Here is a 24,576-nt window from a genome sequence, read left to right as displayed (position 1 = left end):
GAGGCTGGTGACGGGGAGATTCCCGGGGATGCGATCCTTCGCTCCCCACGGCTTCCCTCTTCAATCGACGCCGCCGCGCCCGTCGCATGAGGGATTCCCGCCCCCCGGGCGATCTTTCCCAATTCCCCTCAAGTCAGCCCGCGTCCGCCCGGGGCCAAAAGGGGCCGTACAGTCCGGAGACGCCGGACGGCAAAAGAGAACGGCGGCCCGCACCAGGTGCGGACCGCCGTTCCGACGAACGCCTTCGAACGCCTTCAACGAGCGCCGCGGCTCAGAAGCAGACTTCCAGCCCGACGTCGCCGGCGTGCAGCACGGCGGTCTCGCTCAGCCCGGCCCGGTACCGGCCGGTGAGCTGCACCGGCCCGTCGCCCAGCGTCAGCCCCGGGCCCAGCACGAGGCGGTCGGCGTCGAAGTCCGTGCCGCGGGCGGTGAACCGGGCGGCTTCGGCGGCGACGAGGTTCGCCCGGAAGTCGCCCACGGAACTGGCGGACAGGTCCCGGCTGTAGAACGCCTCGAACGTCCCCGTCGCCGGCAGGTTCCAACCCAGCGCCAGCCGGCGCCCGGCCCGCAGGCCGACCCGCGCCCGGAGCTCCGTGAGGGCGGCGTCGTCCACCGCCAGGGCGCTGATCCCGCCGTCCTCGGCGAACCCGCCCCGATGCGTCCGCACGACCCGCACGCCGGCGATCGGCATGAGATAGGCGACCTCGGAGCCGGTCAGGGCGCCGACCTCCGCGTCGCCGGCGGACAACGAGCCGTCGTACTCCCCGCGGGTCTGATTGGACAGCGGGAACAGCGGGTTGTCGACGACGAAGGCCCGGCGGGATTCGCCGTCGAACCCGCCGCTGAACCCGGTCAGCCGGCCGTAGACCCGGCCGGCGCTGGCCCGCAGCGAGCCGCCGACGCGGTGCGACTCGTCGGTGAGGGTGGAGCGGGCGTCCGGCACGCGGACGGTGGTCGATTCGTAGCCGTAGAACACGTCCACCGCCAAGCAGCCGCTCTCCCCGCCGTAGATCCGGGACAGGCCGACCGCGGTGCCCGCCGTGCCGAGTTGGGCCTCGAAGGCGTTGCCGTCGCCCTCCACCTGCCCGCCGGCCCCGAAGGTCTCCTGCCAGCCCTGCAAGCCGCCCCGTCCGGGGCCGGCGCCGCAGGTCCCGCAGACCAGCGGGAAGGCTCCGCCGCGGCTGCCCACCACGTCCAGGAACTGCAGGTTGCTGCGATTCATGGCGGTCAACTGCGTGCCGTAGATCTCGCCGGAGAGCTGGTTGATCGCGTCCCGCACGTCGGCGTCGGCCGGCAGGGTGTCGAGGGCGTCCCGCAACTCCGCCAGGGCCGGATCGTTCCGCACCCGATCGAGCGCCGCCCCCACCTGACGGGTGTTGAAGGTGTCGCCGAACGTGGCGAACGGCACGTCGCGGGCGGTCACCAGGGCGTAGGAGTTCGGCCCGATCAGTTGGGCGAACCGCACGTCGGCCAGCGGATCGACGACGTCCACGCGGTTCTGCACCGTCAGCCCGCCGGCGGCGGTGAGGAAGTCGTACCGCGACCCGAACACGTAGTTCGAGTTGCCGAACGGCAGCACGTTGACCGTGCCGCCGTCGACGCTCGCGGCCCCGTTGACGGCGAGGCGGTCGTAGTCGACGCCCGCGACCGGGGCGGCGGCGGCCTGCAGTTCGATGTCGTACACGGCGACGGAGGCGCCGGTGAAGTTCCCGACAACGGTCAGCACGCCGGGGCTGTTGCCCGGGGCGATGCGGCCGGCGGCGAAGAAGTCGCCGGTGACGGTCCCGGCGCCGCCGATGGCGCCGCCCTGGTTCAGCAGCACGTTGGCGGCGAGCAGGTCGCCGTTGACGCGGGCGAACCCGCCGTCGAGCAAGGCGTCGCCGGTCACGTCGGCCGTGCCGCCGGCCAACACGTCCAGCAGGCCGGAGTTGAGCGTCGCCGACCCCGCCGCCAGCGTCCCGCCGGCGTTCACGGTCGCGGTGGAATCGGTGACCGTGGCGGCACCGGTCAGCGTCGCGGTCCCGGTGACGCTCGCGGCGGCGTTGTCCGTCAGGGCCAGCGAGTCGGCGTCGAAGGCGCCGGCGGCGACGTTGAGGGTCGAACCGGCGCCGTCGACCGTCGTGGCGCCGACGACGTCCACGTCGCCGCTGGTGGTCGCGTCGCCGCTGCCGGACAGGGCGAGGGAGGCGGCGTCGAAGGCGCCGGTTGCGCCGACCGTGAGCTCGCCGGCGTCCACGGTCGCGGCACCAGTCACCGCGGCGGTTCCGTTCACGGTCCAGTCGCCGGCGCCGGTGACGTCGGCGGTAGCGGCGTTGAACGTCCCGCCGTCGGCGACCGTGGCCGTGCCGGCGGTATCGAAGTCGTCGGTCACCAGGGTCCCGGTGGCCGTGACGGCGGCGGTCCCCCCGGCCTGCACCTCAAGGTCGTAGAAGGCGTCCGTGGAGGTGACGTCGTCGCCCGTCCGGGCCGTGCCGGAGACCGTCAGCGTGGCCCCGTTCCGGACTTCCGTCCCCTCCAGAAAGCCGTTCCCCGAAACCAGCAGTTCCCCGCCGTGCAGCGTGGTGCCGTTGTAATTCAGCAGCGTGCCGGAGGCGGTCAGCGTGCCGCCGTACTGTTCGTACTCGCCGCCGAACAGCGCGATCCCGGACAACGTCGTGGCGCCGCCGTACACCTGGGCGTCCAACACCGCTCGGCCGCCGTTGACGCCGGGGTCGGACGAGGTGACGTCGTCGGCGAAGGTGAAGACGAACGCCGCGTCCCCGCCGGCGCCGGCGGTCCCGGTCACGCCGTTGGCCTGCCCGGTCCCGGCGTCGAACGCCCGGCCGAACGTGAGGGTCGGGCGGCCCAGGGCGCCGACAAAGGCGTCGCTGACGATGTCGCCGGTCAGACTGGCGCCGGTGAGGACGTTGATCTCCCGGACGGCGGCGGTGTCGGCGATGAAGATCGACCGGTCGGCGGAGACCGTGCCCGTCAGATCCACCCGGTCCACGAGGTGGTCGCCATAGCGGCCGGAGTCGACGACGGTCGTGCCGAACGGCCCGCCGAAGTCGAACTGCAACCCGATCGTGTCGGCGCCGGTGAGGTTGATCGCCCCGCGGTGGGTGATCCAGTTGTTCGCCCCGCTGCTGACCAGGACGCCGACGGCGCTGTCGCCGGAGGCGTTGATCGCCGAACCGACGTCCAGCGTCACCCGGTCGCCGGTCGTCTGGTTCCCGGGGCCGGCGATTCGCACGCCAGCGGTGGCGAAGCCGCTCTGATTCGTGCTGCCGACCAGCCTGACGACGCTGCCGTCCGTTTGGAGGAAATAGCCGACGGAGTAGTCCGCCGCGGAGGTCCAGGTTCCGGTCGTCCCCGTCCCGCCGGCGACGTTGTCGTTGAAGCCGACGGCCCCGGCGACGTCGGCGAAGTAGCGGGCCCCGCCGAACTGCTGGTCGAGGTTCAGCGTGGCGTTCGCCCCGGCGTCGTAGCCCAGGTCCGCCAGCACGGCCAGTTCCGCCGGCCCGAACGCCGCCAGGTTGCGGTAGCTGACGCCGGTGGGTTCGGCCCGGGTCAGGTTGTGGTAGTCCAGCAGCGTGTGGGCGCCGTCCCCGTCGACCGGCACGCCGGCGGCGCCGGTGATCGCGTCCACCTCCGTCCCGTTGAAGTTGCCACCGACGGTGTTGGTGGAGAACGGGTCGTGGTCGCCCGTGAAGCCCAGCAGGTGGCCGATCTCGTGGATCGACGTCCGCACCACGGAGTTCCCCGGCGGCACCAGCTGGGCGGGGCGGTCGAAGTTGAGCGGCGAGGCGCCGAACTCGAACACGATCCGCCCGTCCTGCCCGTCGGTCCGGGTGGTGGATTGGCCATTGACCAAGCGGGCCGCGGTGTCCGTGCTGATCACGCCCCCGCCGACGTCGTGCAAGCTGGAGGCGGCGTTCGCGTTGTAGCCGGTCTGCGAGTCGTCCTTCAGCACACGGATGACGACCTGCTCGCCGACCGCCCCGACCGTCCCCCCCGCGCCGGCGTCGGTCGTCGTGTTGAGGATGCCGTTCCAATACTGGAACGACTGCACCACCGCCGCCCGCTCCTCCGCCGAGAAGGTGCCGAGGTCCGCCTGGACGATCGATTCCGCGCCGAAGTTGTGATCGCCGTCGACCTGGTTCCAGAACACGATGCGGAACCGGCCGACGTCCTGAAAGTCCTGCGCCGCCGCCCGGTCGGCGGCGGCGAACAGGCCCAGCGCGACCGTGGCGAAGGCGGCCGCAAACCGGCGGCGACGGGAGCGGCGACGCTCCGCCGCGGCCCGGGACGGCCGCGGGCGGGCGGAGTCTGCGGCAGGCGCCGTGGGCGGGGGCGGGGGCGACGTCATCCGTGACGCCTTTCGGTGAAAGTTCTGAAGAGGCGCAGACTGACGGGACGCTCCGTCGACCGCTTCTTAACAAGATCGTCAGATCTTCTGTCGAGGCATCAGGGAAACCCCCCGTTTTCACCGCGGCGGCGAAGTCCGCCTCATGTTTCCGCCCTGAGATGCTAGGGGAGTGGACGGTCCGGCCCGAGACCCTTTCGGCGTCGATCGCCCGCGAAGGAACTGCGTCGCGGAAACGCGAAGGTCGCCTCCGTTCGCGCGGTTCGACCGCAGGTCTCGCTCACCGCGGCGGCACCCGGCCGAGCGCCCTAGCGGTCCGGGCCGGCGGCCTGGCGGGTGACGATGGGGACGTAGCCGATCTCCAAGCCCGCCGGCGGCGTCACGAGCAGCGCCGGGTCGATCTCCGCCAGGGCGCCGGCGGACAGGGCGCCGTCGGTCGGCGGGGGGAGGTAGTCGCGGTCCGGCGTCCAATGCCGGTGCAGCAGTTCGACGCGTTTCTGCAGAACCTCCCGCTCCGCGTCGGACAGACCGGCCTGCAAGACGGCCGGCTGGTCGGCGAAGCGATACCAGTGATACGTGACCTCGCTGCCGTCGCCGGGGCGGGCCGTGAAGGGGCCGACGGCCGGGCCGGGGGTCGTCCAGACCGTCGCCGCGTCGGTCCCGGCGCCGGTGGCGTCGCGGCCGTCCGGGTTCTCCGCGACCAGCGGAGTGACGTAGGCGTCGTGCCGGTCGGCGCCGGGGGTCGTCAGGGCGGACTCGTCGAAGCGCACCGAGGCCGGCACGTCCCCCCGTTTGATCGGCTGCCACAGCGGGTTCCCGCGGGCGTCCTCGCCGAGGCGGTAGTACTCCGGCAGCGCGACGGCCGGATTGCCGTCGACGGTCGCGGAGGTCGTCAGGTCTTCGTTCCAGCGGAAGCCGTAGGCGTCCTCGGCGAAGGCGGTGGGGGTGGCGATCGCGTCCCAGTCCAGGCGGATGCGGTCCTCCCGCGGCGTCCCGCGTTCGAAGATCCGCCAGGTCGCCCCGCCGCGGCCCGGGAAGGGATGCACGACCGCCTGCCCGGCGTCGATCCGGCCGTCGGCCGGGGGACCGCCGGCGAACCAAGCCTCCACCGCGTCCCACAGCGCCGCCCGGCGGTAGGAGGAGATCTTGTGCACCGTCACCGAGGCCCCGTCGCGGTTCGCCGGGAACAGCGTGCGGGCGACCCGGGCGTAGCGGGTGCCGTCCTCGGCGGTGGCGACGACGGCGGGGATGAACTGCGTTTCCATCTGCAACGCCCGGTTCGCCTTCGACGGCTTGGCGTCGAGGAACAGCCCCGCCAGTTCCGGCCGTTCGATCGTCGGCCGGGACCAGAAGGAGGGGGCGAAGAAGGCGACCGGACCCTTGAAGTTGCCGGCGTTCAGGAACAGCGTCCAGCACTGCCCGCCGGTGGGGACCGGGGCGCCGTCGGTGGTCGGTTGGGGGTCGATCAACGGCAGCGGAAGGTAGCCGTAGCCGAACAGCTCCCCGCAGGTGCCCTGCTTCAGGTTCAACCCGTCCGGCGGCCAGAGGACGCGGGGGCTGAGCTGCACCACGGCCTCCTTCCCGTTGGGCTTCGCCCAGTCCCGCCCCTTGCCGGCGCCGGGGCCGTTGGCCCAGGCGGAGAAGTTCAACGCGACCCCGCCCATGATGAACTTCGGCGTCGCGGTGGCGAAGCGGGTGTCCCGCCACCAGCCCAAGCCGCCCTCGATGGTGTTGTAGAGCCGCTCCTCCGGCTGCGGATCGTGGAGCGGGTGCATCCACGTCCCGAACAACCCGGACTGAAACTGCTGGCCGGGGTAGGTCTCCAGCAGCGGCCACGCCGCCGCGTACAGGGAGAACCCGGCGTCGAATTCCTGCGACACCGGCCCGTTGGGGACGAGCAGATACCCGCTCTTCTCCGCCGGCACGCTCGCGGGTTCCCGTGCAGATTCCCCTTCAGAGGGAACCTGAGCCCCGGCGGGCACGGCCCCCGCCGTCAGGGCGAGGAGCGCCCCCGCCAGAAACAGAACGCAGCGGGATTGAGCGGGCATGGGCGGATCGTTTCAGTTCGTGCGTCCGAAGCCTCGGCGGCTCCGCGACGAACCAATCTACCGGCGCCGATCCGTCGTCACGACCGAAGCGGCGGGGCGGCGACGTCCGGCGTTCGACTGCTCCGACGAACCGTCGGGCCTTCTCGGGGTGCTTGCATCGCTTGCGGTTTCGCGGCGCCAGAGGGCTCTCGGGCCCCGCGAAACCGCAAGCGTTCGTCACAGGGCCCTCCCTCGGGAGCAGCCTACTCGCCGTCCGCGGCGCCCTCGGCCGGGGCGCCGACGGCCCAGAGGGCGTCGTCGGTGCGGAGGAACAGGGCGTCGCCCGCCGCCACGACGGAGGCGTTTGTGGACTCGTCCAGGTCGTTCGCGGCGATCGGTTCGTACTCCTCCCGGTTCGCCCGAAACACGGCGGTGGTGCCGGACTTTGTCAGCAGGAACATGCGGCCGTCGGCGGTCTGGGTCACGCTGGACCAGGTGCCCCCGCCGGCGACGCGAGACTTCCACAGTTCCTTGCCGGTCTGCACGTCGAGGCAGCGCAGGACGCCGCCCATGTCGCAGACGTACACGGCGCCGTCGGCCACGGCGCCGGTCCCCAGGTAGCCGACCCCGCGGGGCTGGTGCCAGAGCCGCCGGGTCTCCGTGACGTCGCCCTCGCCGCCGGCCCGCACGGCCAGGCAGGCCCCGCCGTAGCCGCCCAGGGCCACGACGATGCCGTCCTCGGAGGCCATCGGCGAGGCGTACGCCAGCGGGCCGAGCCCGCCGCAGGTCCACAACTGTTCGCCGGTCGCCGGATCGAAGGCGCTGACGCGGCGGGGCAGCGTCACGATCAGTTCGTCACGGCCGTCGACGGTGATCACGATCGGCGTGCTCCAGGCGCCGCGGAGACGGTTCGCCCGGTCGCCATCCTTATCGAAGTCCTTGGAGTTGCCGTCGTTTTCCGGGCCGCTGTGGGCGCGTTCGGCCTCGTCGTCCAGGGCGTCGACCTGCCAGACGGTCTCGCCGGTGCTCTTGTCGACGGCGATGAGAAACTCCCGTTCGCCCGGGCCGAAGTTCAGGATGCAGTTGTTCCCGTGGAGGATCGGCGAGGAGCCGTAGCCCCACATGTGCCGTTGCTCGCCGAGGTCGCGACGCCACAGCTCTTTGCCCTCCAGGTCCCAGCAGACCAGGCCGGCGGACCCGAACCAGGCGACGACCCGTTCGCCGTCGACGGCGGGCGAGGCGGAGGCGTAGGGGTTCGTTTTGTGGGTGGCCTCCGGTTTGTCGTAGGTCACCGCCCGCCGCCAGAGTTCGGCGCCGGTGGTGCGGTCGAGGCAGAGCAGCGCCCGCTGATCGTTCTCCGACAACGGCTGCGTGAGGAACACGCGGTCGCCCCAGACGACCGGCGTGGAGTTCCCCGCCTCCGGCAGGCTGGCGCGCCAGAGCACGTTTTGCTCGGGGCCCCACTCCGTGACGACGTCCGTGGCGGCGGTCCGCCCGCTGCCGTCCGGCCCCCGCCACTGCGGCCAGCGCTCCCCGTCCGCGGCGAGGGCCGGGACGACGAGCCACAGGAACGTGCCGGCGGAGGCGAGGGCGTTTCGCATGGAATCGAGCGCGGATCGGGGGGCGGATCGGAACCCGAACAGTCTAACGGCCGCCCCCGCAAACAACGCGGCGAGCGGGCGCCACGGGGTGCGGGCCGTGACGAAACTCCGTCCGGGACGCGACAGGCTCGCCCGGGGGTCACTCGGCCGGGGCCGTTTCGCTGAGGGTCTCGATCGGCGTCAGCCGGAGCTTCTTGAACTCCACCTCGGAGCCTTCCGCCTGCACGGCGATCTGACCGCTGGCGGCGGTGCAGTCGTGGCCGTGGTTCACCAGGTCGCCGTTGACCCAGACCTTCACCTCGTCGCCGACGCACTCGATCGTCATGCGGTTCCACTCGCCCAGCGGCTTCTCGGAGCCGTCGGTCAGGTTGAGGATCCGGCGGGCCTTGCTCCCGTTGATCCCCCAGTTCTCCTTGGGGCCGCGGCGCTCGACCATATCCGGCACGGCGATGTCCTCCTCAATGCACCAGAAGTCGCCGGCGTGCTGGTGGTTCATCTGCACCTCGATCGACTGCGGGAACATCTGATAGAGGGCCCGCGGCGTGGAGGCGTGCACCAGCACCCCGCAGTTGCCGGGCTTGCCGGGGAAGCGGTATTCGACCTCCAGCCGGTAGTTCTCGTGCGTCTTGTCGGTGATGAGGTGCCCGTTCGGCGAGCCGAGGCTGACGAGCATCCCGTCGCGGACGACGAAGGAGGGCTTCGTCTCCGGCTTGCCGTCCGCGGCCGGCACGTCGGCGTGCCAGCCGTCGAGGGTCTTCCCGTCGAACAGGCTCCTCGAACCGGCCGGCCCGTCGTCCGCGAACGCGGAGCAACAGAACGAGGCGGCGGCGGTCAGGGCGAGGGCGGTGCGGAACGGCATCGGGCGGCGGTCGTGTCGGGGGAGCGGGGAGCGGTCGATCGGCGGCCGGGCGGCGAGAGATCGTCGCCGACATGCTACCGGGAACCCGAAGCCGCCGAAGCGGACGCGGCGGGCTGCGAGGCGCCCATCGTTTCACCGGCGTCGTTCGCCGGCCGCACGGGGGCGCCGGCGAACGACGCCCTCGGCGGACGGGATCGGCGGTTTCAATCGAGACTCGCCGTCTCAGGGGCAATTCCTGTCGGCCGCCCCGATAGACTGGGCCGTTCCCCGGTTCAACCCGCTCGCTCGCATGATTCCGCCGCCCGTCTCCGTCCGCCTCGCCGCGGCGCTCGCCGTCGCGGCCCTTGCGGTACAGCCCGCGGGGGTCGCCGCGGAGGAACCGGACAGGCCCTCCGCGGCCGGGCGGCCGAACGTGTTGATGATTCTGGTGGACGACCTGAAGCCGGCACTGGGCTGCTACGGTGACGCGGTAGCTCAGACGCCGCATATGGACGCCCTCGCCGCCCGCGGCGTGCGGTTCGACGCGGCGTACTGCAACCAGGCGGTGTGCGCCCCCAGTCGGTTCACGCTGATGCTCGGCTCGCACAGCACGTCCACCGGCCTCTACGGACTCGGCAGCCACCTGCGGCAGGCGCTGCCGGACGCCGTCACCCTGCCCCAGCGCTTCGCCGCGGCCGGCTATCGGACCGAGTCGCTGGGGAAGGTGTTCCACATCGGGCACGGGAACCAGGGCGACCCGGAGTCCTTCATGGTCCCGCACTTCAAGGACAAGGTGATCGAGTACGTCGCCCCGGAGAACGTCGGCGGGCCGATCACCCGCGAGGAGGCGCTGTTCGGCAACGTGATGCTCGACCGGATCGGCCAGCTGCCGCGGGGGGCCGCGTACGAATCGCCCGACGTGCCGGACGACGCCTACGCCGACGGCCGCGTGACGGCCGAAACGGTGCGGCGCCTCCGGGACGCGAAGGCGCGGCGGGAGGCGGAGGGCACCCCGTTCTTCATTGCCTGCGGGCTGGCCCGGCCGCACATGCCCTTCAGCGTGCCGCAGCGGTACTGGGACCTGTACGACCCGGACGAACTGCCCGCCGCGGAATTCGTGGAGGCCCCGGACGGCGCCCCGGGGGTCGCGATAAAGCGAGGCGGGGAGATCAACGCCTACAAACCGATCCCCGACGGAGGCGATCCGGAGCCCGGCTCGGAACTCGCGAAGACGCTGGTGCACGGGTACTACGCCGGCGTGAGCTACGCCGACGCCCAGGTCGGCAAGCTGATCGCGGCGCTGGACGAGTTGGGACTCGCGGAGAACACCGTGGTTGTGCTGTGGGGCGACCACGGGTTCCACCTCGGCGACCACGGCATCTGGACGAAGCACACCAACTTCGAGCAGGCCGCCCGCATCCCGCTGCTGTTCGCCGGCCCCGGCGTGTCGGCCGGCGCGGCGACCGGCCAACTGGCGGAGAGCGTCGACGTGTTCCCGACGCTGACGGAACTCTGCGGCCTGCCGACCCCCCGGGGGCCGCAGCCGATCGACGGGGTGAGCCTCGTCCCGGTGTTAAAGGACCCCGCGGCCCGGGTTCGCGATCACGCCTATCACGTGTTCCCCAAGCAACGGCTGGGCCGCGCGATCCGCACCGACCGCTACCGCCTGGTGGAGTGGATCGACCATCGCGTCCCGGAGGCCCCGGCGCTGCTGGAGCTGTACGACTACCGGGACGATCCGCTCGAAACGCGGAACCTCGCCGAGGAACGGCCGCAGGTCGTGGAGCGGTTGCGGGCGACGCTGGCGGACTACCCGAAACCCCTCAAGCCGGGCGAGACGCCGGCGCAGGCCGCGGCGAAGCCGGCCCCGCCGATGACCCGGGCGGAAATCGCCGCCGGGCTGGAGGCGCACGACTAGGACAGGACTCGAAGATCCGTAGCGGCGGCATCCTGCCGCCGTCCGAGAGCGGAGCGAGCGGGAGTTCGAAAAGGGCCGTGTCGAGAGTCGGCGGCTGGAAGCCGCCGCTACGGCGATCCGCGGACCGCTCTAGGCGCTGCACCCGACCGGCGGCTGGATCCGCGATCCGTTCATCGCCCGCGACCCCGACGGAACGTGGTCTCTGACCGGCGCCACGCCCAACCCCGGCGAGCCCCGGGAGCGCAGGTCCTTTTCGCGTCGGTCCAGCGGATGAGCGAAGGCCCGGGGTCGCCGTCGGCCCGGAAGCCGCCGTTTACCTCCCAGTCGCCGGACCGATCAGGCCGGCGTCTTCGGCGATCTGCTTCAGGCGTTCGGCGGGGACCTTCACGTTCTCCCGGTCGTAGGTCAGCAGGCCGTTGATCTCGCCCTCGACGTCGGTCGTCTGGGTGTAGATCCCCGCCGCGATCCCCTTCGCTTTCAGGTCGGCGAGGCGCCGGATCGACTCCTCGTAGCGGCTGACGTATTCCTCCTTGGTTTTCGGCAGGCCGCCGTAGCCCCAGTTCCGCGTGGACTCGTTCCAGAGGTGGCCCTTCACCGGCCAGCCGTGGCCGCCGAACTCGCCGACGACTTTGACGAAGTCGTCGTAGCGGGGTTCCTCAGTGTCGAAGAACGGGTGCGGGTAGGCGTGCTCGTCGGCGATGTCGCCGACCGGGGCGAAGTTGCCGCCGCTGGCGACGTTCACGGCCCGGGAGGGGTCGTACTCCTTCAGCCACTTTCCGACTTCCGCCGTCCGGTGCTGGCCCCAGCGTTCGTTGAAGGGCACCCAGCAGACGATCGAGGGGTGAACGTCCAGATGGTCGACCATCCCCTTCAATTCCCGCATGTATTGCTCGTGGGCGGCGTCGGGCCAGTCGGCGTCGAGCTTCAAAGAGGAATAGTCGACGGTCCGCTTCGGGTCGCCGAGGTACTTGTCCGCCAGACGGTGCCAGCGGGGCCACTCGCCGGTCCGCTCGTCTTTCCCGCCGGAGGGCTGGTCCTGCCAGACCAGCATGCCGACGCGGTCGCAGTGGGCGTAATACCGGCGGGGCTCCACCTTGATGTGCTTGCGAATCATGTTGAAGCCGGCGGACTTGAGCCAATCGACGTCGAACCGCATCGCCTCGTCCGAGGGCGGGGTGAGCAGCCCGTCCGGCCACCAGCCCTGATCGAGCGGTCCCCAGTGGAACAGCGGCTTCCCGTTGAGCGTCAGCCGCAGGTCGCCGTTCCCGTCCCGCTCCGTGCCGACCTCACGCACGCCGACGTAGGACGTGACCGCGTCCACGACCCGGTCTCCGTCGAGCAGTTCGACCTTCACGTCGTACAGGTGCGGCGACGACGGCGACCACAGCTTCGGGTCGGGGATGGACAGCGAGACCTCGCCGGCCGGAGCGGAGGGGGAACCGGTCGCGAAGGCGACTTCTTGGCCGCCGTCCAGCACGGTCACCCGGGTCGACGCTTCCGCGCCGGTCGGCCCGTCGACCGCGACCGTCGCGGCGACGGAGCCGTCGATCTTCGTGTCGAAGTCCACCGCGGAGATCGCCGCGGCGGGGACGCGTTCGGTCCAGACCGTCTGCCAGATGCCGGAGACCGGCGTGTACCAGATGCCCTCCGGCTCGTTCACCTGCTTGCCGCGGAGCTGATATTCCCCGGCGGCGTCGGTCGCGTCGCGGACCTTCACCGTCAGCGTCGCCGGCTTGTCGGAGGCGGCGAGGGCCTTGGTCACGTCGAAGCGGAACGGCAGGTTCCCGCCGACGTGCGTGCCGACGGACTGCCCGTTCACCCACACCTCGCAGGCGTAGTCGACCGCCTCGAAGTGCAGCAGCGTGCGGTCGCCTTGCCGGTTCGCGTCGCCGTCCTGGTTCGCGTCGCCCTCCGCGGCGGGGAACGTGGTGCGGTACCAGAGGGCCTCGTCCGCTCCCAGGCGGCGGCCGACGCCGGACAGCGGGGCTTCGAGGGCGAACGGCACGAGGATCTCGCCGTCCCACTCCGTCGGCGGGCCGGCGGCGGCGGGGGTCACGGCGTACTGCCAGAGGCCGTTGAGGTTCTGCCACTGCGGCCGAACCATCGTCGGCCGCGGGTATTCCGACCAGGCCGACTCCGGCTCGACGGTCTTGCCCCAGCGGGTGAGCATCGAATCGGCGACGGGGGACCAGTCCGCGGCGGGGGCGGCCCCGGGGGCGGCGAGGGCCGCCAGACCGGCGACCGCGAGGGTGAGTTTGAGCGTCATCGGGCGGGGCGACTCGAAAGGGGACGAGGTCTGCTGCGGGTGCGGCCGGCGCGCCTCAGGCGCCCCGGCCGCACGGGACTGGGACGAATGCGGTCCGCTCAGCGGGTGGGGTCGAGGATCACCTTCATCGCGCCGGCTTCGCCGTCGTAGAGGCGGGCGAACCAGTCGGCCCCCTCCTCCAGCGGGGCGGTGGCGGTGATGAGGTCCGCGACCCGGATCGCCCCGCGGGCGAGTAGGTCGATGCAGGCGGGGTACTCCCCGCTGGAGGCGCAGGTCCCGAACAGGGACAGCTCCCGGGTGACGACCGATTGCAGCGGGAACTCCACGGTCGGGGCGAGGTTGCCGACCAGCGTGATCGCCCCGCCCTTGCGGACGCTGTCGATCGCCGTCTTGACCGTCGGCGGCGTGCCGACGACCTCGAACGCGACGTCGGCCCCGCGGCCGTCGGTCAGGTCGCGGACGGCCTGCGGCACGTCGACGTCCTTGGCGTTCAGCGTCACGTCCGCCCCCAGCGCCTTCGCCCGCGCCAGCCGGGTGGCGTCCAGATCGACGGCGACGACCCGCGTGCAGCCGGCCAGCCGGGCCGCCTGAATCGTCAGCAGCCCGATCATTCCGCAGCCGACGACGACGGCCGTGTCGCCCAGCCGCACCGGCGTCCGGCCGACCGCGTGCACGGCGACGGAGACGGCCTCGATCATCGCGGCGTGCTCGAACGACAGCCCCTCCGGCAGCTTGTAGGAGACGTGCTGGGGAACCGCGACGTATTCGGCGAAGGCGCCGTGGCGGCGGTAGTCGCCGCAGGAGACGCCCAGCACCTGCCGGTCCTCGCAGAGGTTGACCCGCCCCTGCCGGCAGAAGTGACAGGTCCCGCAGAAGATCGTGGAGTCGAACGTGACGGCGTCGCCGGGCCGAAAGCCCGTCACCTCGGAGCCGACCTCCGCGACGACGCCGGCGGCCTCGTGGCCCATCACCAGCGGGGGGATGCGGCGTCCGCTGCCGCCGTCGTACCCGTGCACGTCGCTGCCGCAGATCCCGCACGCCCGGACCTGCACGAGCAGATCCCGCGGGCCCGGCGTCGGGGTGTCGAAGTCGACGACCTCAAGCTGTTTCAGGTCGGAGAGCAGCAGCGCCTTCATCGCTTCGTCGGATCGGACCGGGGGCGGGCGGCTCACCGTAAGCGCGGAAGGTCGGCGGCACAATCGACGGGGCGCCGCCCTGAGATCAGGCGTCAACCAGATGCGGCGACTTCGAGCGGCCCGCGGCGGCGTCGGCGCGGAACTGGCCCGGCGTTCGCCCGGTGATCCGCTTGAAGACGACGTGCAGGTACTCCGGGTGCTCGAACCCGCACAGGGCCGCGATTCGCTCGATGGTGAGGTCCGTTGTCTGGAGCAGTTCGCAGGCGCGTTTGACCTGCACCTGACGAATCTCCTCCTGGGGCGTGCGGCCCAGGTGCTTGCGAACCTTCCGCTCTAGGGTGCTGCGGGAGACCGAGGCGTTCTGGACGACCTCGTCCACTGAGATCCCGCGGCAGGCGTGCTGGCTGATGTAGTTCAGCGCCGCGGCGACGCCGGCGTCGGCGATCGCCACCGCATCGGTGGACTGCCGCGTCGCAATGCCCAGCGGCGGGATCAGTTCCGCGGAGGGAGGCGTCGGTTCGCCGTTCATCTGAGCGGCCAGCAGTTCGGCCGCCCGGTACCCGACGCCCTCCGCGTCCGGGATCACGCTGGAGAGCGGCGGGGAACTGAGCCGGCAGAGCAGGTCGTCGTCGTCCACGCCGATCACCGCCACGTCCTCCGGCACGGCGAACCGCCGCGCGGCGCAGGCGTCGAGCACCTGCTGGCCGCGGACGTCGTTGCAGGCCATCACGCCGAGCGGCCGCGGGATCGTCGCCAGCCACTCGCCCAGGCGGCCCCGGTCCACGTCCCAGGGCAGCGCCCCGGGGCCCAACCAGGAGACGTGATTCCGCTCGCAACGCCCGCCGCGGCCCTCGACGTACTCCACGAACCCCCGCTCCCGGCGGGCGGACCAGGCCTCGCCGGAGAACCCGCAGTAGGCGAACCGGCGGTAGCCGCGGTCGTACAGGTGCTCGGCGGCGAGCCGGCCGATCGCCGCGTCGTCGCTCCGGATCTGCGCCCGGCCTTCCTCCCGGTCGGCGATCTCCACCAGCGGCAGGCCGGACGCGGCGGCGGCGGTCAGCTCCGGGGCGGTCGCTCGCGAGATCACCCCGTCCCCGTCCCACCCGGTCAGCCACTTCGGGGGGCTCTGCGTCAGGTCCCGCTGTTCGAGGAACACGGACCAGTCGTCGTGCATCCGCATGAACCGCGTGATCCCCGCGAGCACGCCTCGCCCGTACCCGCTGGAGGTTTCCACCAGCAGCGCCACCCGCTTGCGGGCGGGCGCCCGCCCGCAAGCGGGCGGCGGGGCGTTCAAGCCGGATTTGCGGGACAAGGGCTTTGCGGTCGGCGGCGGGGCGGACGGGCGTCGCGTCTCCCGTCCGCCCCAGCCGGAGCCGGGGCCGACGGGGAGCGATCGGGACCGCCACTTTGACGGACCTCCGCATCCGCGGAAAGCGGGTCGATCGGCTGAACGGGAACGAGCCCCGGGGAGTCGCCGGCGACCGCGGCGCCGTCGTTCACGCGGAGCGTCCTCCGGTTCCCCGTCCGCGTCGCCGCCAGGCTCACCTCCCTGGTGACGGCCGCCGCTTCGGAGGGCGTGGCCGCCCCGGTGGTCGAACCCCCAGGCCCCGTTGTCGCTGAGGAACAGAATCGCGTGATGACCAGGTCGCCCGTAGACGGTCCACGATCTGTCCCACGCCGGCGTCCACGCTCCGCACCATCGCGGCGAAGACGGCCAAGCGGCGGCGTTTCGGCGATCAGGACCAGCGGAAATCCCGCCTCGGCAGCGCCACGTCCGAGGAACTCGCGAACGCGTGACGACCGGCCGGTCGCGTCACTTCGCGGCGGAGGCTCCCTCCGCAGGCTCCTGCTGGGCGGGCTCCCGCTGGGCGAGCAGGTAGGCCAGCAGGTCGGCGAACTGCGTCTCGGTCAGCGTTTCGCCGAAGTTGCCCGGCATCAGGGAGAGCGGCGAATCGGCCCGGTCCAGCACGGCGGTCGTGGGCACGGCGAACTCCTTGCCCTCCGCGTCGGCCAGGATCAACGTTTCGCCCTCCGTGCGCCGGGGCAGCCCGGTGACCACGCGGCCGTCCTCCAGCACGAGCAGCACGGTGCGAAACGCCGCGTCGACGTTGCGGTGCGGGGCGAGCACGTCCTCGCACAGCCGGGCGACCCCGCGGACGCCCACGCCGTCCAGTTGCGGGGCGACGGCGCCGCCGACGCCGCCGACCGCGTGGCAGGCGGCGCACTGCGTTTTATACAGCGCCGCCCCGCGCTCCGCGGAGGCGACGGCCGGGTCGAAGGCGGCGGCCCGGGCCGCGAGCAGCGCCTCCAGCCCCGCGTCCTCCGCGGGCAGGTCGGCGGTGAGGGCGGCCACGCGGGCGGCGAGCGCCGCGTCCGCCACGCCGCCCAACCGCTGACCGACCGTCGGGTCGATCAGCAACCGCGGGGGGATCGCGCCGCGTTCGGCGAGGGTCGTCAGCAGGGTTGCCCCCGCGGCGTCCGCGGCGAGCCGTTCGGCGGCGGCCCGGCGGAGCGGGGCCGGAGCGACGCTCAACGCCGCGCCGACCGCCTCCGCGACCGCCGGTTCGTTCCCGCCGGCGAGGGCCGCCCGCAACCCGTCCCACTGCGGCCCGGCCAGGCCGCCGTCGCTGATCAGCAGGGACGCCGCGTCCGCCGCCGCGGAGCGACGCAGCGTCGCCAACGCCCCCGCCAACGCCCCGGCCGCGGCGCGGCCGACGGACGGATCGGCGAGCCGCTCCCGCAGCCCCGCGGCGGCGTCCGTCAGGTTCAACTCCGCGATCAGCCCGGCGGCCGCGGCGGTCGACTCGAACGCCCCGGCGCCGGACGCGTTCAGCAGCGCCGCCGCCGTCGCCCGGCCCCGCTCGCCCAGCACGGCGGTCGGATCCGCCCCCCGCTGCCGCAGCGCCTCCGCGGCCGCCCGCAGCAACCCGACGCGACGCAGCGGGTCGGCGGTCGTCTCCCACCGCTTCGCCAGCAGTTCGTCCAGCCGTTCGTCCGATCCGTACCGGGTGACGTGGGCGACGAACCGCTCGACGTCGGCCGGGGGGAACGGCGGCCCCTCCGGCGCCAGCAGCGCGGCCAGCGCCTCCGCCCCGCCCGCCGTGGGCACGGCGACCAGAACCCCGGCGAGACGGCGGCGCTCTTCCGAGGTGAACTCATCCGCGGCGAGCGTGGGCGCCCCGTCGACCGACGCCCGCAGGCAATCCCGCAAACCGATGCGGAGTTGATGGATCAGCATCGCGTCGTCCGCCGTCCCGCTCTCCGCGGCGGCGAGGGCCGTCAGCAGCGGGCGGACGTGCCCGGCGTCCGGTCGCCGACCGAGGGCCTCGGCGGCGGCCCGCCGCACGAACGGGTCGGCGTCCGCCAGCAGCGTTTTCAGTCGCGGCAGGTCGTCCGCGGCGTCGCGCTCGGCGAGGAGCTTCGCCCCGTGCGTCCGCACCGTCCGGTCCGGGTCGGCCAGCAGCGCCGCGAGTCGGTCGTCGGTCAGCCCGCCGGCTCGATGGAGCGCCCAGGCGGCGTGCACACGGAAGGTCGGTTCGGAATCGTTCATCCGCCCGTCCAACGTCGCGGCGCCGGCCGCCCCGACGCGGTCGACCCACTCGTGCGTCGCCGCGGTCCGCACGGCGATGTTCGGATCGGCGAAATGATCGGCAAGGGCGTCCGCCGGAAGGACCGCCAGATCGACCGGCGCCGGCGGCGGGTCGGCCTGTTCCTCCGTCCCTTCGCCCCGCCACACGATCCGCCAGATCCGGCCCCGCCGCCGGTCGCGGGCCGGGTGGTCGAGGGGCGCCTCGTAATGCCCGATGACGGCATTATAGAAGTCCGCCAGATACAACGCCCCGTCCGGCCCGAGCGTGACGTAGACCGGCCGGAACCACGGGTCGTCGCAGCGGACGAAGTCCGGCTGGGTGTCCGCGCGGGCGGTCGAGCCGGCCCACCGCACCCGGTCGCGGTGCACGCGGCCAGTGACCGGGTTGCAGAGATATAAAGCGTCCCGGTATTCCTGCGGAAAATGATCGGCGTCGTACCACGCGGCCCCGCAGATGCCGGTCGAGCCGTGGCTGTGGTCGATCATCTCCGGCCCGTACCCGAGTCCGTCGTCCGGCTTCCCGAAGCTCGGGTAATAGGCCCCGCGGAGCAACAACGTCAGCGGGCGGGAGTGGCAGTCGGCGTTATAAATGTTCCCCAGCGGGTCGAAGGTCATGCCGAAGGGGTTCACCTGCCCGTGGGTGAATTGTTGCAGCCGGGATCCGTCCGGCTGGAACCGATAGGTATTCCCGGAGTTGAGAGGCAGCGTCGAGCCGTCGGAGCCGACGAGGCGCGAGTCGTTCCGGAAGCCGTGGCAGGCGTAGATCCAGCCGTCCAGGCCGCGGGTGAAGGAGTTCGTCATCCCGTGGGCGTCGACGTTGCCGTAACCCGTGACGAGCGGCGTCTTTTCCCCGCCGCCGGGGGGCGTGCGCCAGAGGTTCGGGATTGAGTACACCAGCGTCCCGCCGGCGTCGTCCGCCCCCGCGCCGTCCAGCGGGAGCAGGCCGATGGGGATGTTGAGGTCGTCGGCGACGTGCTCGACCGACCGGGCCCGCCCGTCCGCCGCGAAGTCCGACAGCACGGACAGCCGGTCCCGCGGCGGGCCGGGGGTCGTGCCGTCCAGCCCCCCCGCCCGCGGCTCCGTGCCCGGCCCCTCGACCGGGAAGGGATAGGTGGTGGAGTGCGTGACCCAAAGTCGCCCCGCCCCGTCGAAGGCGAGGTTCATCGGCTGCCCGATCTCCGGCTCCGCCGCGACGAGCTGAATCTCAAAGCCGGGCGGCAGGCGAAACTGCGTTTGCTGCTCCGCCGGCGACAGGGCCTCCGTCGGCGCCACGAGCGTCGAATCCGCCGGCGGCGCGGCGAGCCACGCGACGCAGAGCGCCGGGACGACTGTCGAGAACGCAATCGGGCTCGCCGTCATCAAATCGTCCTATTCAGATCGTCGTCTCACGCCGGTTACACGCCGGACCTCGGGCGGCCCGTGTTCGCGGGCTCTGTCGCGACTGACCATAGCGGCGGACTGCGGACGCCGCCGCCGCCGCGACCGGACCGAAACGACCCGATCCCGGCGCCAGCGAGCGGAGGCCGCGTTTGCAGTGCGCTCCGCTCCGACGAACAGGTCAGAGACCAAACCCGCCCGCAAACGCCGGCCAGACTACCGACGACCGACGCAAACGCCTATTCTCGCAGTGCCAGGGGGCCGTAGCTCAATCGGTTAGAGCGCGCGACTCATAATCGCTCGGTTGCGGGTTCGAGTCCCGCCGGCCCTAGTCGTTTCTCCCGGGCGGTTCGCCTCGCGTTCCGCCCGCGTTCGTCCGGCGGGGCGTCGGGGGAAAGATCGCGGGGCGTTGATGGGTGCGGGGGGACCGCTGTAAGATGAGGCTCCCCCCGGGCGTTGAGTCTTGACAACGCTCCCCCTCCCCGCACGCCGGCCGGCTGTCATATGCCCCGTCCGTTCGCACCCCGTTCGTTCGTCGCGGCCTTGGCCGTCTGGGGCTGGCTCGGGGGGGGAGTCCTCGCCGAACCGGCCGTCGGGGACGAACCGGCCCCGAACGACGCCGCGGAGAAGACCGCCCCCGGGGCCGAGGCCGTCAGCCTCGCCGAAGATCTGTGGCCGGCGTTGCAGGCGAAGTGCCTGGGCTGCCACCAGCCGGCCAAGGCCGAGGGCGGCTACGTGATGACCGACCCGCAGGCGTTCTTCGCCGGCGGGGACAGCGGCCTGGCGGCGATCGCGCCCGGCAAAACCGCCGACAGCTTCCTGCTGGAACGGGTCACGCCGGACGCCGACGGCCGGGCCGAGATGCCGCCGGAGGGGCCGCCGCTCTCCTCGGAGGAACTCGCTCTGCTCCGCCGCTGGATCGACCAGGGGGCGACGCACGACCTGCCCGCCGCCGGCCCGCGGTACGACGCCGCCCACCCGCCGGAATACACCCGGCCGCCGGTCGTCGCCTCGTTGGACTGGGCGCCGGACGGCCAGACCCTCGCGGTCGCCGGCTTTCATGAGGTGTTGTTGACGAACCCGGCGAGCGGCGAACGGACCGGGCGGCTGGTGGGGCTCTCGGAGCGGGTGCAATCCGTGCGGTTCTCACCGGACGGAACCCGCCTGGCGGTCGCCGGGGGCTTGCCGGGGCGGACGGGGGAGCTGCAACTGTGGGACCTGACGGCCGACGGGAACGGGGTGAAGACGGGGGGAACGCTGGCCCTCAGCGTGCCGCTGACCGCGGACACGACCTACGGGGCGAGCTGGGCGCCGGACGGCTCGAAGGTGGCCGTCGCCGGGGCCGACAACGCCGTCCACGTGCTGGACGCGACCACTGGCGCGCGGCTGGTGCGGATGGCCTCGCACACCGACTGGGCGCTGGCCACGGCCTTCGACGCCGACGGCTCCCACGTCCTCAGCGCCGGCCGCGACGGCACGGTCAAATTGACCGAGGTCGCCACCGGCCGCTTCGAGGACAACGTCACCTCGATCACCCCCGGGGCTCTCAAGGGCGGCGTGCAGGCGATCGATCGGCACCCGACCCGCGATTTAGTGGTCGTCGGCGGGGCCGACGGGCTGCCGAAGGTCTTTCAATTATTCCGGCACACGCCCCGCAAGATCGGGGACGACGCGAACCATGTGCTCGATCTGTTCCCGATGCACGGGCGGACCTTCGCCGTGCAGTTCGACGCCGACGGCGACCGCATCGTCGCCGGCAGCGGGCTGGACGGGGCGGGCGAGGTGATCGTCGCCACCTTCAATTACGACGACGAAATCCCCAAGCCGGTGCTGGACGCGATGGCCTCTATCCCCGCCGGCCGCAACGCGGATCAGATGAAGGTCCTCAGCGACTATCGGGACCAGGGCGTCGACCTGCTGGCCCGCGTGCCGGTGCCGGACGCGGCGATCTACGCCGTCGCCGTCAGCCCGGACGGGGCCACGGTCGCGGCGAGCGGCTCCGACGGCGTCGTCCGGCTGATCGACGTCGCCGCGGCGAAGATCGCCCGGACCTTCTCCCCCGCCCCGGTCGAGCCGGAGCAGACCGTCGAGGTGCCCGCGGAACTGGTCGAAGCCGATAACGCCGAGGCCCCACGGGGCCTCGGCGTTACTAAAAGTGTGGATTATATTCAGGACGTGACGCCCGTGCTCTCCAAGATGGGCTGCAATGCGGGGACCTGTCACGGGTCGAAGGACGGGAAGAACGGGTTCAAATTGAGCCTGCGGGGCTACGACCCGCTGTTCGACGTGCGGGCGCTGACGGACGACCACGCCGCCCGGCGGGTGAACGTCGCCAGCCCGGACGACAGTTTGATGCTGCTCAAGGCGACCGCCGCGGTGCCCCACGAGGGCGGGCAGCTCACCACGAAGGACGCCGACTATTATAAGATCCTGCGGGCCTGGATCGCGGACGGCGCCCACCTCGACCAGAACGCCCCGCGGGTGGCCTCCATCGCCCTGACGCCGGCCGATCCGGTGCTGGAGGCGGCGGGGGAGACGGTTCAGTTCGGCGTCGTCGCCACCTTCGCCGACGGCACGACCCGCGACGTGACGAGCGAGGCCTTCGTCGAAACCGGCGACGGCGAGGTCGCCACCGCGGACGCGGCCGGCGCCCTGACCGCGGTCCGTCGCGGCGAGGCCCCGGTGCTGGCCCGCTACGAGGGCGCCTACGCCGCCACCACCCTCACCGTGATGGGCGACCGCAGCAGGTTTGAATGGGAAACCCCGCCGACCTGGGGGAAAATCGACGAACTCGTCGCCGACAAATGGCAGACGTTGAAGATTCGCCCCTCCGGCCTGAGCGACGACGCCTCCTTCCTCCGCCGCGTGCACCTGGACCTGACCGGCCTGCCGCCGACGGCGGACGCGGTGAAAGCCTTCCTCGCCGACGACCGCCCCACCCGCGAAAAGCGGGACGCGGTGATCGACGAATTGATCGGCTCGGACGACTTCGTGGAGCACTGGTCCAATAAATGGGCCGACCTGCTCCAGGTGAACGGCAAGTTCCTGGGCAAGGAAGGGGCGACCGCCTTCCGCGACTGGATCCGCGGCGAGGTGCGGGCCAACACCCCCTACGACGAATTCGCCCATAAAATTCTCACCGCGGCCGGCTCGAATAAGGAGAACCCGCCGGCGAGCTATTACAAGATTCTCCGCGAGCCGGACCTCACCATGGAGAACACCACGCACCTGTTCCTGGGCGTGCGGTTCAACTGCAATAAATGCCACGACCACCCCTTCGAGCGGTGGACGCAGGATCAATATTACGAAACCGCCGCCTTCTTCGCCCGCATCGACCTCAAAAAGGACCCGGCCGGCGGCGATAAGACGATCGGCGGCTCCGCCGTCGAGGGGGCGACGCCGCTGTACGAGATCGTCGGCGACAAGAACGCCGGCGACATGATCCACGACCGCACCGGCGCCGTCGCGGAGCCGCAGTTCCCCTTCGAATTGGCCAGCGCCGAAACGCAGCCTGAGGGCGACGCCAATGACGGCGAATCCGCCGACGACCGCACCCGCCGCGAACGCTTCGCGGACTGGGCGACGAGCGCCGAGAACCCCTATTTCGCCCGCAGCTACGCCAACCGCATGTGGGGCTACCTCACCGGCGTGGGGCTGATCGAGCCGGTGGACGACATCCGGGCCGGCAACCCGCCCACCAATCCCGAACTGCTGGATCACCTCACGCATCAATTCGTCGCCGGCGATTTCAACGTGCGGGAACTGATTCGGGAAATCTGCAAGTCGCGGACGTATCAACTCTCCGTCGCCTCGAACGAGTGGAACGAGGACGACGCCCGGAATTACGCCCGGGCCACCCCCCGCCGGCTGCCGGCCGAGGCCCTGTACGACGCGATTCATCAGGTGACCGGCACGCCCTCGAAGCTGCCCGGCCTGCCGGCCGGCGCCCGGGCCGCCACGCTGCCGGACGCCGCCGCGGGCCTGTCGGACGGGTTCCTCAACACCTTCGGTCGGCCGGTGCGGGAAAGCGCCTGCGAGTGCGAACGCAGCGACGAGGTGCAGCTCGGCCCGGTGATGGCGCTGGTCAGCGGCCCGACCGTCAGCCGGGCGCTCTCCGACCCGGCCGGTTCGCTGGACGAACTGGCCGCGGAGATCAAAGACGACCGCGCCCTGGTCGACGCCGTGGTGATGCGGGTGCTCAGCCGCCCGGCGCAGGAGTCCGAGGTGCAGGCCGTCAAGACCGCCCTCGACCGCGTCGCCGAGGACCACGCCGCCCTCGAAGCCAAGCTCGCCGAGCGCGAAGCCGGGTGGGCGGACCGCGAATCGGCGTTGCAGGCCGAACGTCAGGCCGCGATCGCCGCCGCCGAGGCGGATCTCACTTCCTATCAAGAAGAGATTGCCCCCAAGCTCGCCGAGCGGGAAAAAGAACGGGCCGAGAAACTCGCCGCGGCGGAGCAGGCCCTCAAGGACTACGAACAGGCCGCCGACGCACGCCTGCCGGCGTGGGAGGCCGAACGCAGCGCCGAGGTGGTCGAGTGGACCACGCTCACGCCGGTCGCCATGACCTCCACCAACGGGGCCAAGCTGGAAGTCCGCGACGACGGTTCGATCTTCGCCAGCGGCCCCGAGGGCAAGACGGCTTATGAACTGGAGTTTGAAACGGATGTCGCCGGGATCACCGCCTTCCGGCTGGACGCCCTCACTGATAAGGACCTGCCCGGCAACGGCCCGGGGCGGTCGATGAATTTCGTCGTCAGCGAGTTCTCCGTCTTCGCCGCCCCGCCGGGGGACGACGAACCCGGTTATACGCCGGTGCCGTTGCAGAACCCGCAGGCGGACTTCAGCCAGGACAATTACGCGGTCGCCACGGCGATCGACGGCAAGAGCCCGGCCAACAGCAACGGCTGGGCGATCGTCCCGCAAACCGGCCAGGACCACTGGGCGGTGTTTGAAACGGCGTCCGACGTGGGCGTCGTCGGTGGGTCGCGGCTGAAGATCGTCATCGACCAGCAGTACCAGGACGGCAAGCACGCGCTGGGCCGGTTCCGGCTGAGCGTCGCCCGCCAGCCGCGGCCGGTCCCGCTGGGCCTGCCGGCGGAGTCCGCGAGCTTGCTGGCGACCGCTCCGGAGAATCGCACCGACGAGCAGAAGAACGCCGTCCGGACGCTCCAGCTCAAGGACGACGGCGAGTATCAAACGCTGACCGACGCCCGGAACGCGGCCCGCCAACCGCTGCCGAAGGACCCGGGGTTGGCGCAGCGGGAGGCCCGGTTGGCCTCCGCCCAGAAGCCGGTCCCGGTCGATTCTCAACTGGCCCGGCTGCGGGCCGACGTGGCCCTCAGCGCCAAACAGTTGGAGACCGTCCGCCTGACCGCGGTGCAGGACTTCGCCTGGGCGCTGATCAACAGCCCGGAGTTTTTGTTCAACCATTAGTCTTTCTAACGCGGGGGCCCCGCGGGGCCCCCGCGTTACGTCCGCC

General features: G+C 71.9%; 10 protein-coding genes and 1 tRNA gene. 3 read left to right on the top strand and 8 right to left on the bottom strand.

Translation table 11 applies throughout. The features are described 5' to 3' along the window. Window positions 1-271: 271 nt before the first annotated feature. The 4 genes from CA12_RS21945 to CA12_RS06515 all read right to left on the bottom strand — a co-directional run bounded on the left by CA12_RS21945 (window position 272) and on the right by CA12_RS06515 (window position 8,832). Window positions 272-4,348 carry an autotransporter domain-containing protein gene (locus tag CA12_RS21945; RefSeq protein ID WP_165700594.1) on the bottom strand — a complete coding sequence of 1,359 codons (4,077 nt, stop codon included), beginning with the start codon at window positions 4,346-4,348 and terminating at the stop codon, window positions 272-274. Window positions 4,349-4,653: 305 nt separating this feature from the next. After that, window positions 4,654-6,393 (bottom strand): hypothetical protein, encoded by a 1,740-nt coding sequence (locus CA12_RS06525; RefSeq protein ID WP_207622163.1) that lies wholly within the window; start codon window positions 6,391-6,393, stop codon window positions 4,654-4,656. A 242-nt stretch (window positions 6,394-6,635) separates the two neighbouring features. Then, window positions 6,636-7,973 carry an outer membrane protein assembly factor BamB family protein gene (locus tag CA12_RS06520; RefSeq protein WP_145358053.1) on the bottom strand — a complete coding sequence of 446 codons (1,338 nt, stop codon included), beginning with the start codon at window positions 7,971-7,973 and terminating at the stop codon, window positions 6,636-6,638. 139 nt (window positions 7,974-8,112) lie between these two features. Next, window positions 8,113-8,832, bottom strand: a complete 720-nt coding sequence (locus CA12_RS06515; RefSeq protein WP_145358052.1) for a 3-keto-disaccharide hydrolase — start codon at window positions 8,830-8,832, stop codon at window positions 8,113-8,115. A 289-nt stretch (window positions 8,833-9,121) separates the two neighbouring features. On the opposite strand from CA12_RS06515, the gene CA12_RS06510 reads away from it, so the two are divergent. Continuing rightward, on the top strand, window positions 9,122-10,729 hold the full coding sequence (locus tag CA12_RS06510; RefSeq protein WP_145358051.1) for a sulfatase: 1,608 nt from the start codon (window positions 9,122-9,124) through the stop codon (window positions 10,727-10,729). A gap of 313 nt (window positions 10,730-11,042) precedes the next feature. On the opposite strand, the gene CA12_RS06505 is transcribed toward CA12_RS06510, so the two are convergent. From CA12_RS06505 to CA12_RS06490, 4 genes are all read right to left on the bottom strand, one after another. Continuing rightward, window positions 11,043-12,995, bottom strand: coding sequence for a glycoside hydrolase family 2 protein (locus tag CA12_RS06505; RefSeq protein ID WP_145358050.1), 1,953 nt, complete (start codon window positions 12,993-12,995; stop codon window positions 11,043-11,045). A gap of 98 nt (window positions 12,996-13,093) precedes the next feature. Next, entirely contained in the window at window positions 13,094-14,131 is a 1,038-nt protein-coding gene (locus CA12_RS06500; protein ID WP_145361351.1) for a galactitol-1-phosphate 5-dehydrogenase, read from the bottom strand. An 85-nt stretch (window positions 14,132-14,216) separates the two neighbouring features. Next, window positions 14,217-15,443, bottom strand: coding sequence for a XylR family transcriptional regulator (locus CA12_RS06495; protein WP_242688141.1), 1,227 nt, complete (start codon window positions 15,441-15,443; stop codon window positions 14,217-14,219). A gap of 501 nt (window positions 15,444-15,944) precedes the next feature. After that, window positions 15,945-19,079 carry a DUF7133 domain-containing protein gene (locus CA12_RS06490; RefSeq protein ID WP_145358049.1) on the bottom strand — a complete coding sequence of 1,045 codons (3,135 nt, stop codon included), beginning with the start codon at window positions 19,077-19,079 and terminating at the stop codon, window positions 15,945-15,947. A gap of 275 nt (window positions 19,080-19,354) precedes the next feature. On the opposite strand from CA12_RS06490, the gene CA12_RS06485 reads away from it, so the two are divergent. After that, window positions 19,355-19,428 (top strand) — tRNA-Ile (locus CA12_RS06485). A gap of 173 nt (window positions 19,429-19,601) precedes the next feature. Further along, window positions 19,602-24,530 (top strand): DUF1549 domain-containing protein, encoded by a 4,929-nt coding sequence (locus CA12_RS06480; RefSeq protein ID WP_145358048.1) that lies wholly within the window; start codon window positions 19,602-19,604, stop codon window positions 24,528-24,530. The last annotated feature ends 46 nt before the right edge of the window (window positions 24,531-24,576 follow it).

The organism is Alienimonas californiensis, from assembly GCF_007743815.1.
Classification (GTDB): domain Bacteria; phylum Planctomycetota; class Planctomycetia; order Planctomycetales; family Planctomycetaceae; genus Alienimonas; species Alienimonas californiensis.
This window is presented reverse-complemented; position numbering and strand designations above follow the sequence as displayed.

Coding starts and splice junctions, on each gene's coding strand:
- CA12_RS21945 (WP_165700594.1), bottom strand. CDS start 4,348: ATGACGTCGCCCCCGCCCCCGCCCACGGCGCCTGCCGCAGACTCCGCC.
- CA12_RS06525 (WP_207622163.1), bottom strand. CDS start 6,393: ATGCCCGCTCAATCCCGCTGCGTTCTGTTTCTGGCGGGGGCGCTCCTC.
- CA12_RS06520 (WP_145358053.1), bottom strand. CDS start 7,973: ATGCGAAACGCCCTCGCCTCCGCCGGCACGTTCCTGTGGCTCGTCGTC.
- CA12_RS06515 (WP_145358052.1), bottom strand. CDS start 8,832: ATGCCGTTCCGCACCGCCCTCGCCCTGACCGCCGCCGCCTCGTTCTGT.
- CA12_RS06510 (WP_145358051.1), top strand. CDS start 9,122: ATGATTCCGCCGCCCGTCTCCGTCCGCCTCGCCGCGGCGCTCGCCGTC.
- CA12_RS06505 (WP_145358050.1), bottom strand. CDS start 12,995: ATGACGCTCAAACTCACCCTCGCGGTCGCCGGTCTGGCGGCCCTCGCC.
- CA12_RS06500 (WP_145361351.1), bottom strand. CDS start 14,131: ATGAAGGCGCTGCTGCTCTCCGACCTGAAACAGCTTGAGGTCGTCGAC.
- CA12_RS06490 (WP_145358049.1), bottom strand. CDS start 19,079: ATGACGGCGAGCCCGATTGCGTTCTCGACAGTCGTCCCGGCGCTCTGC.
- CA12_RS06480 (WP_145358048.1), top strand. CDS start 19,602: ATGCCCCGTCCGTTCGCACCCCGTTCGTTCGTCGCGGCCTTGGCCGTC.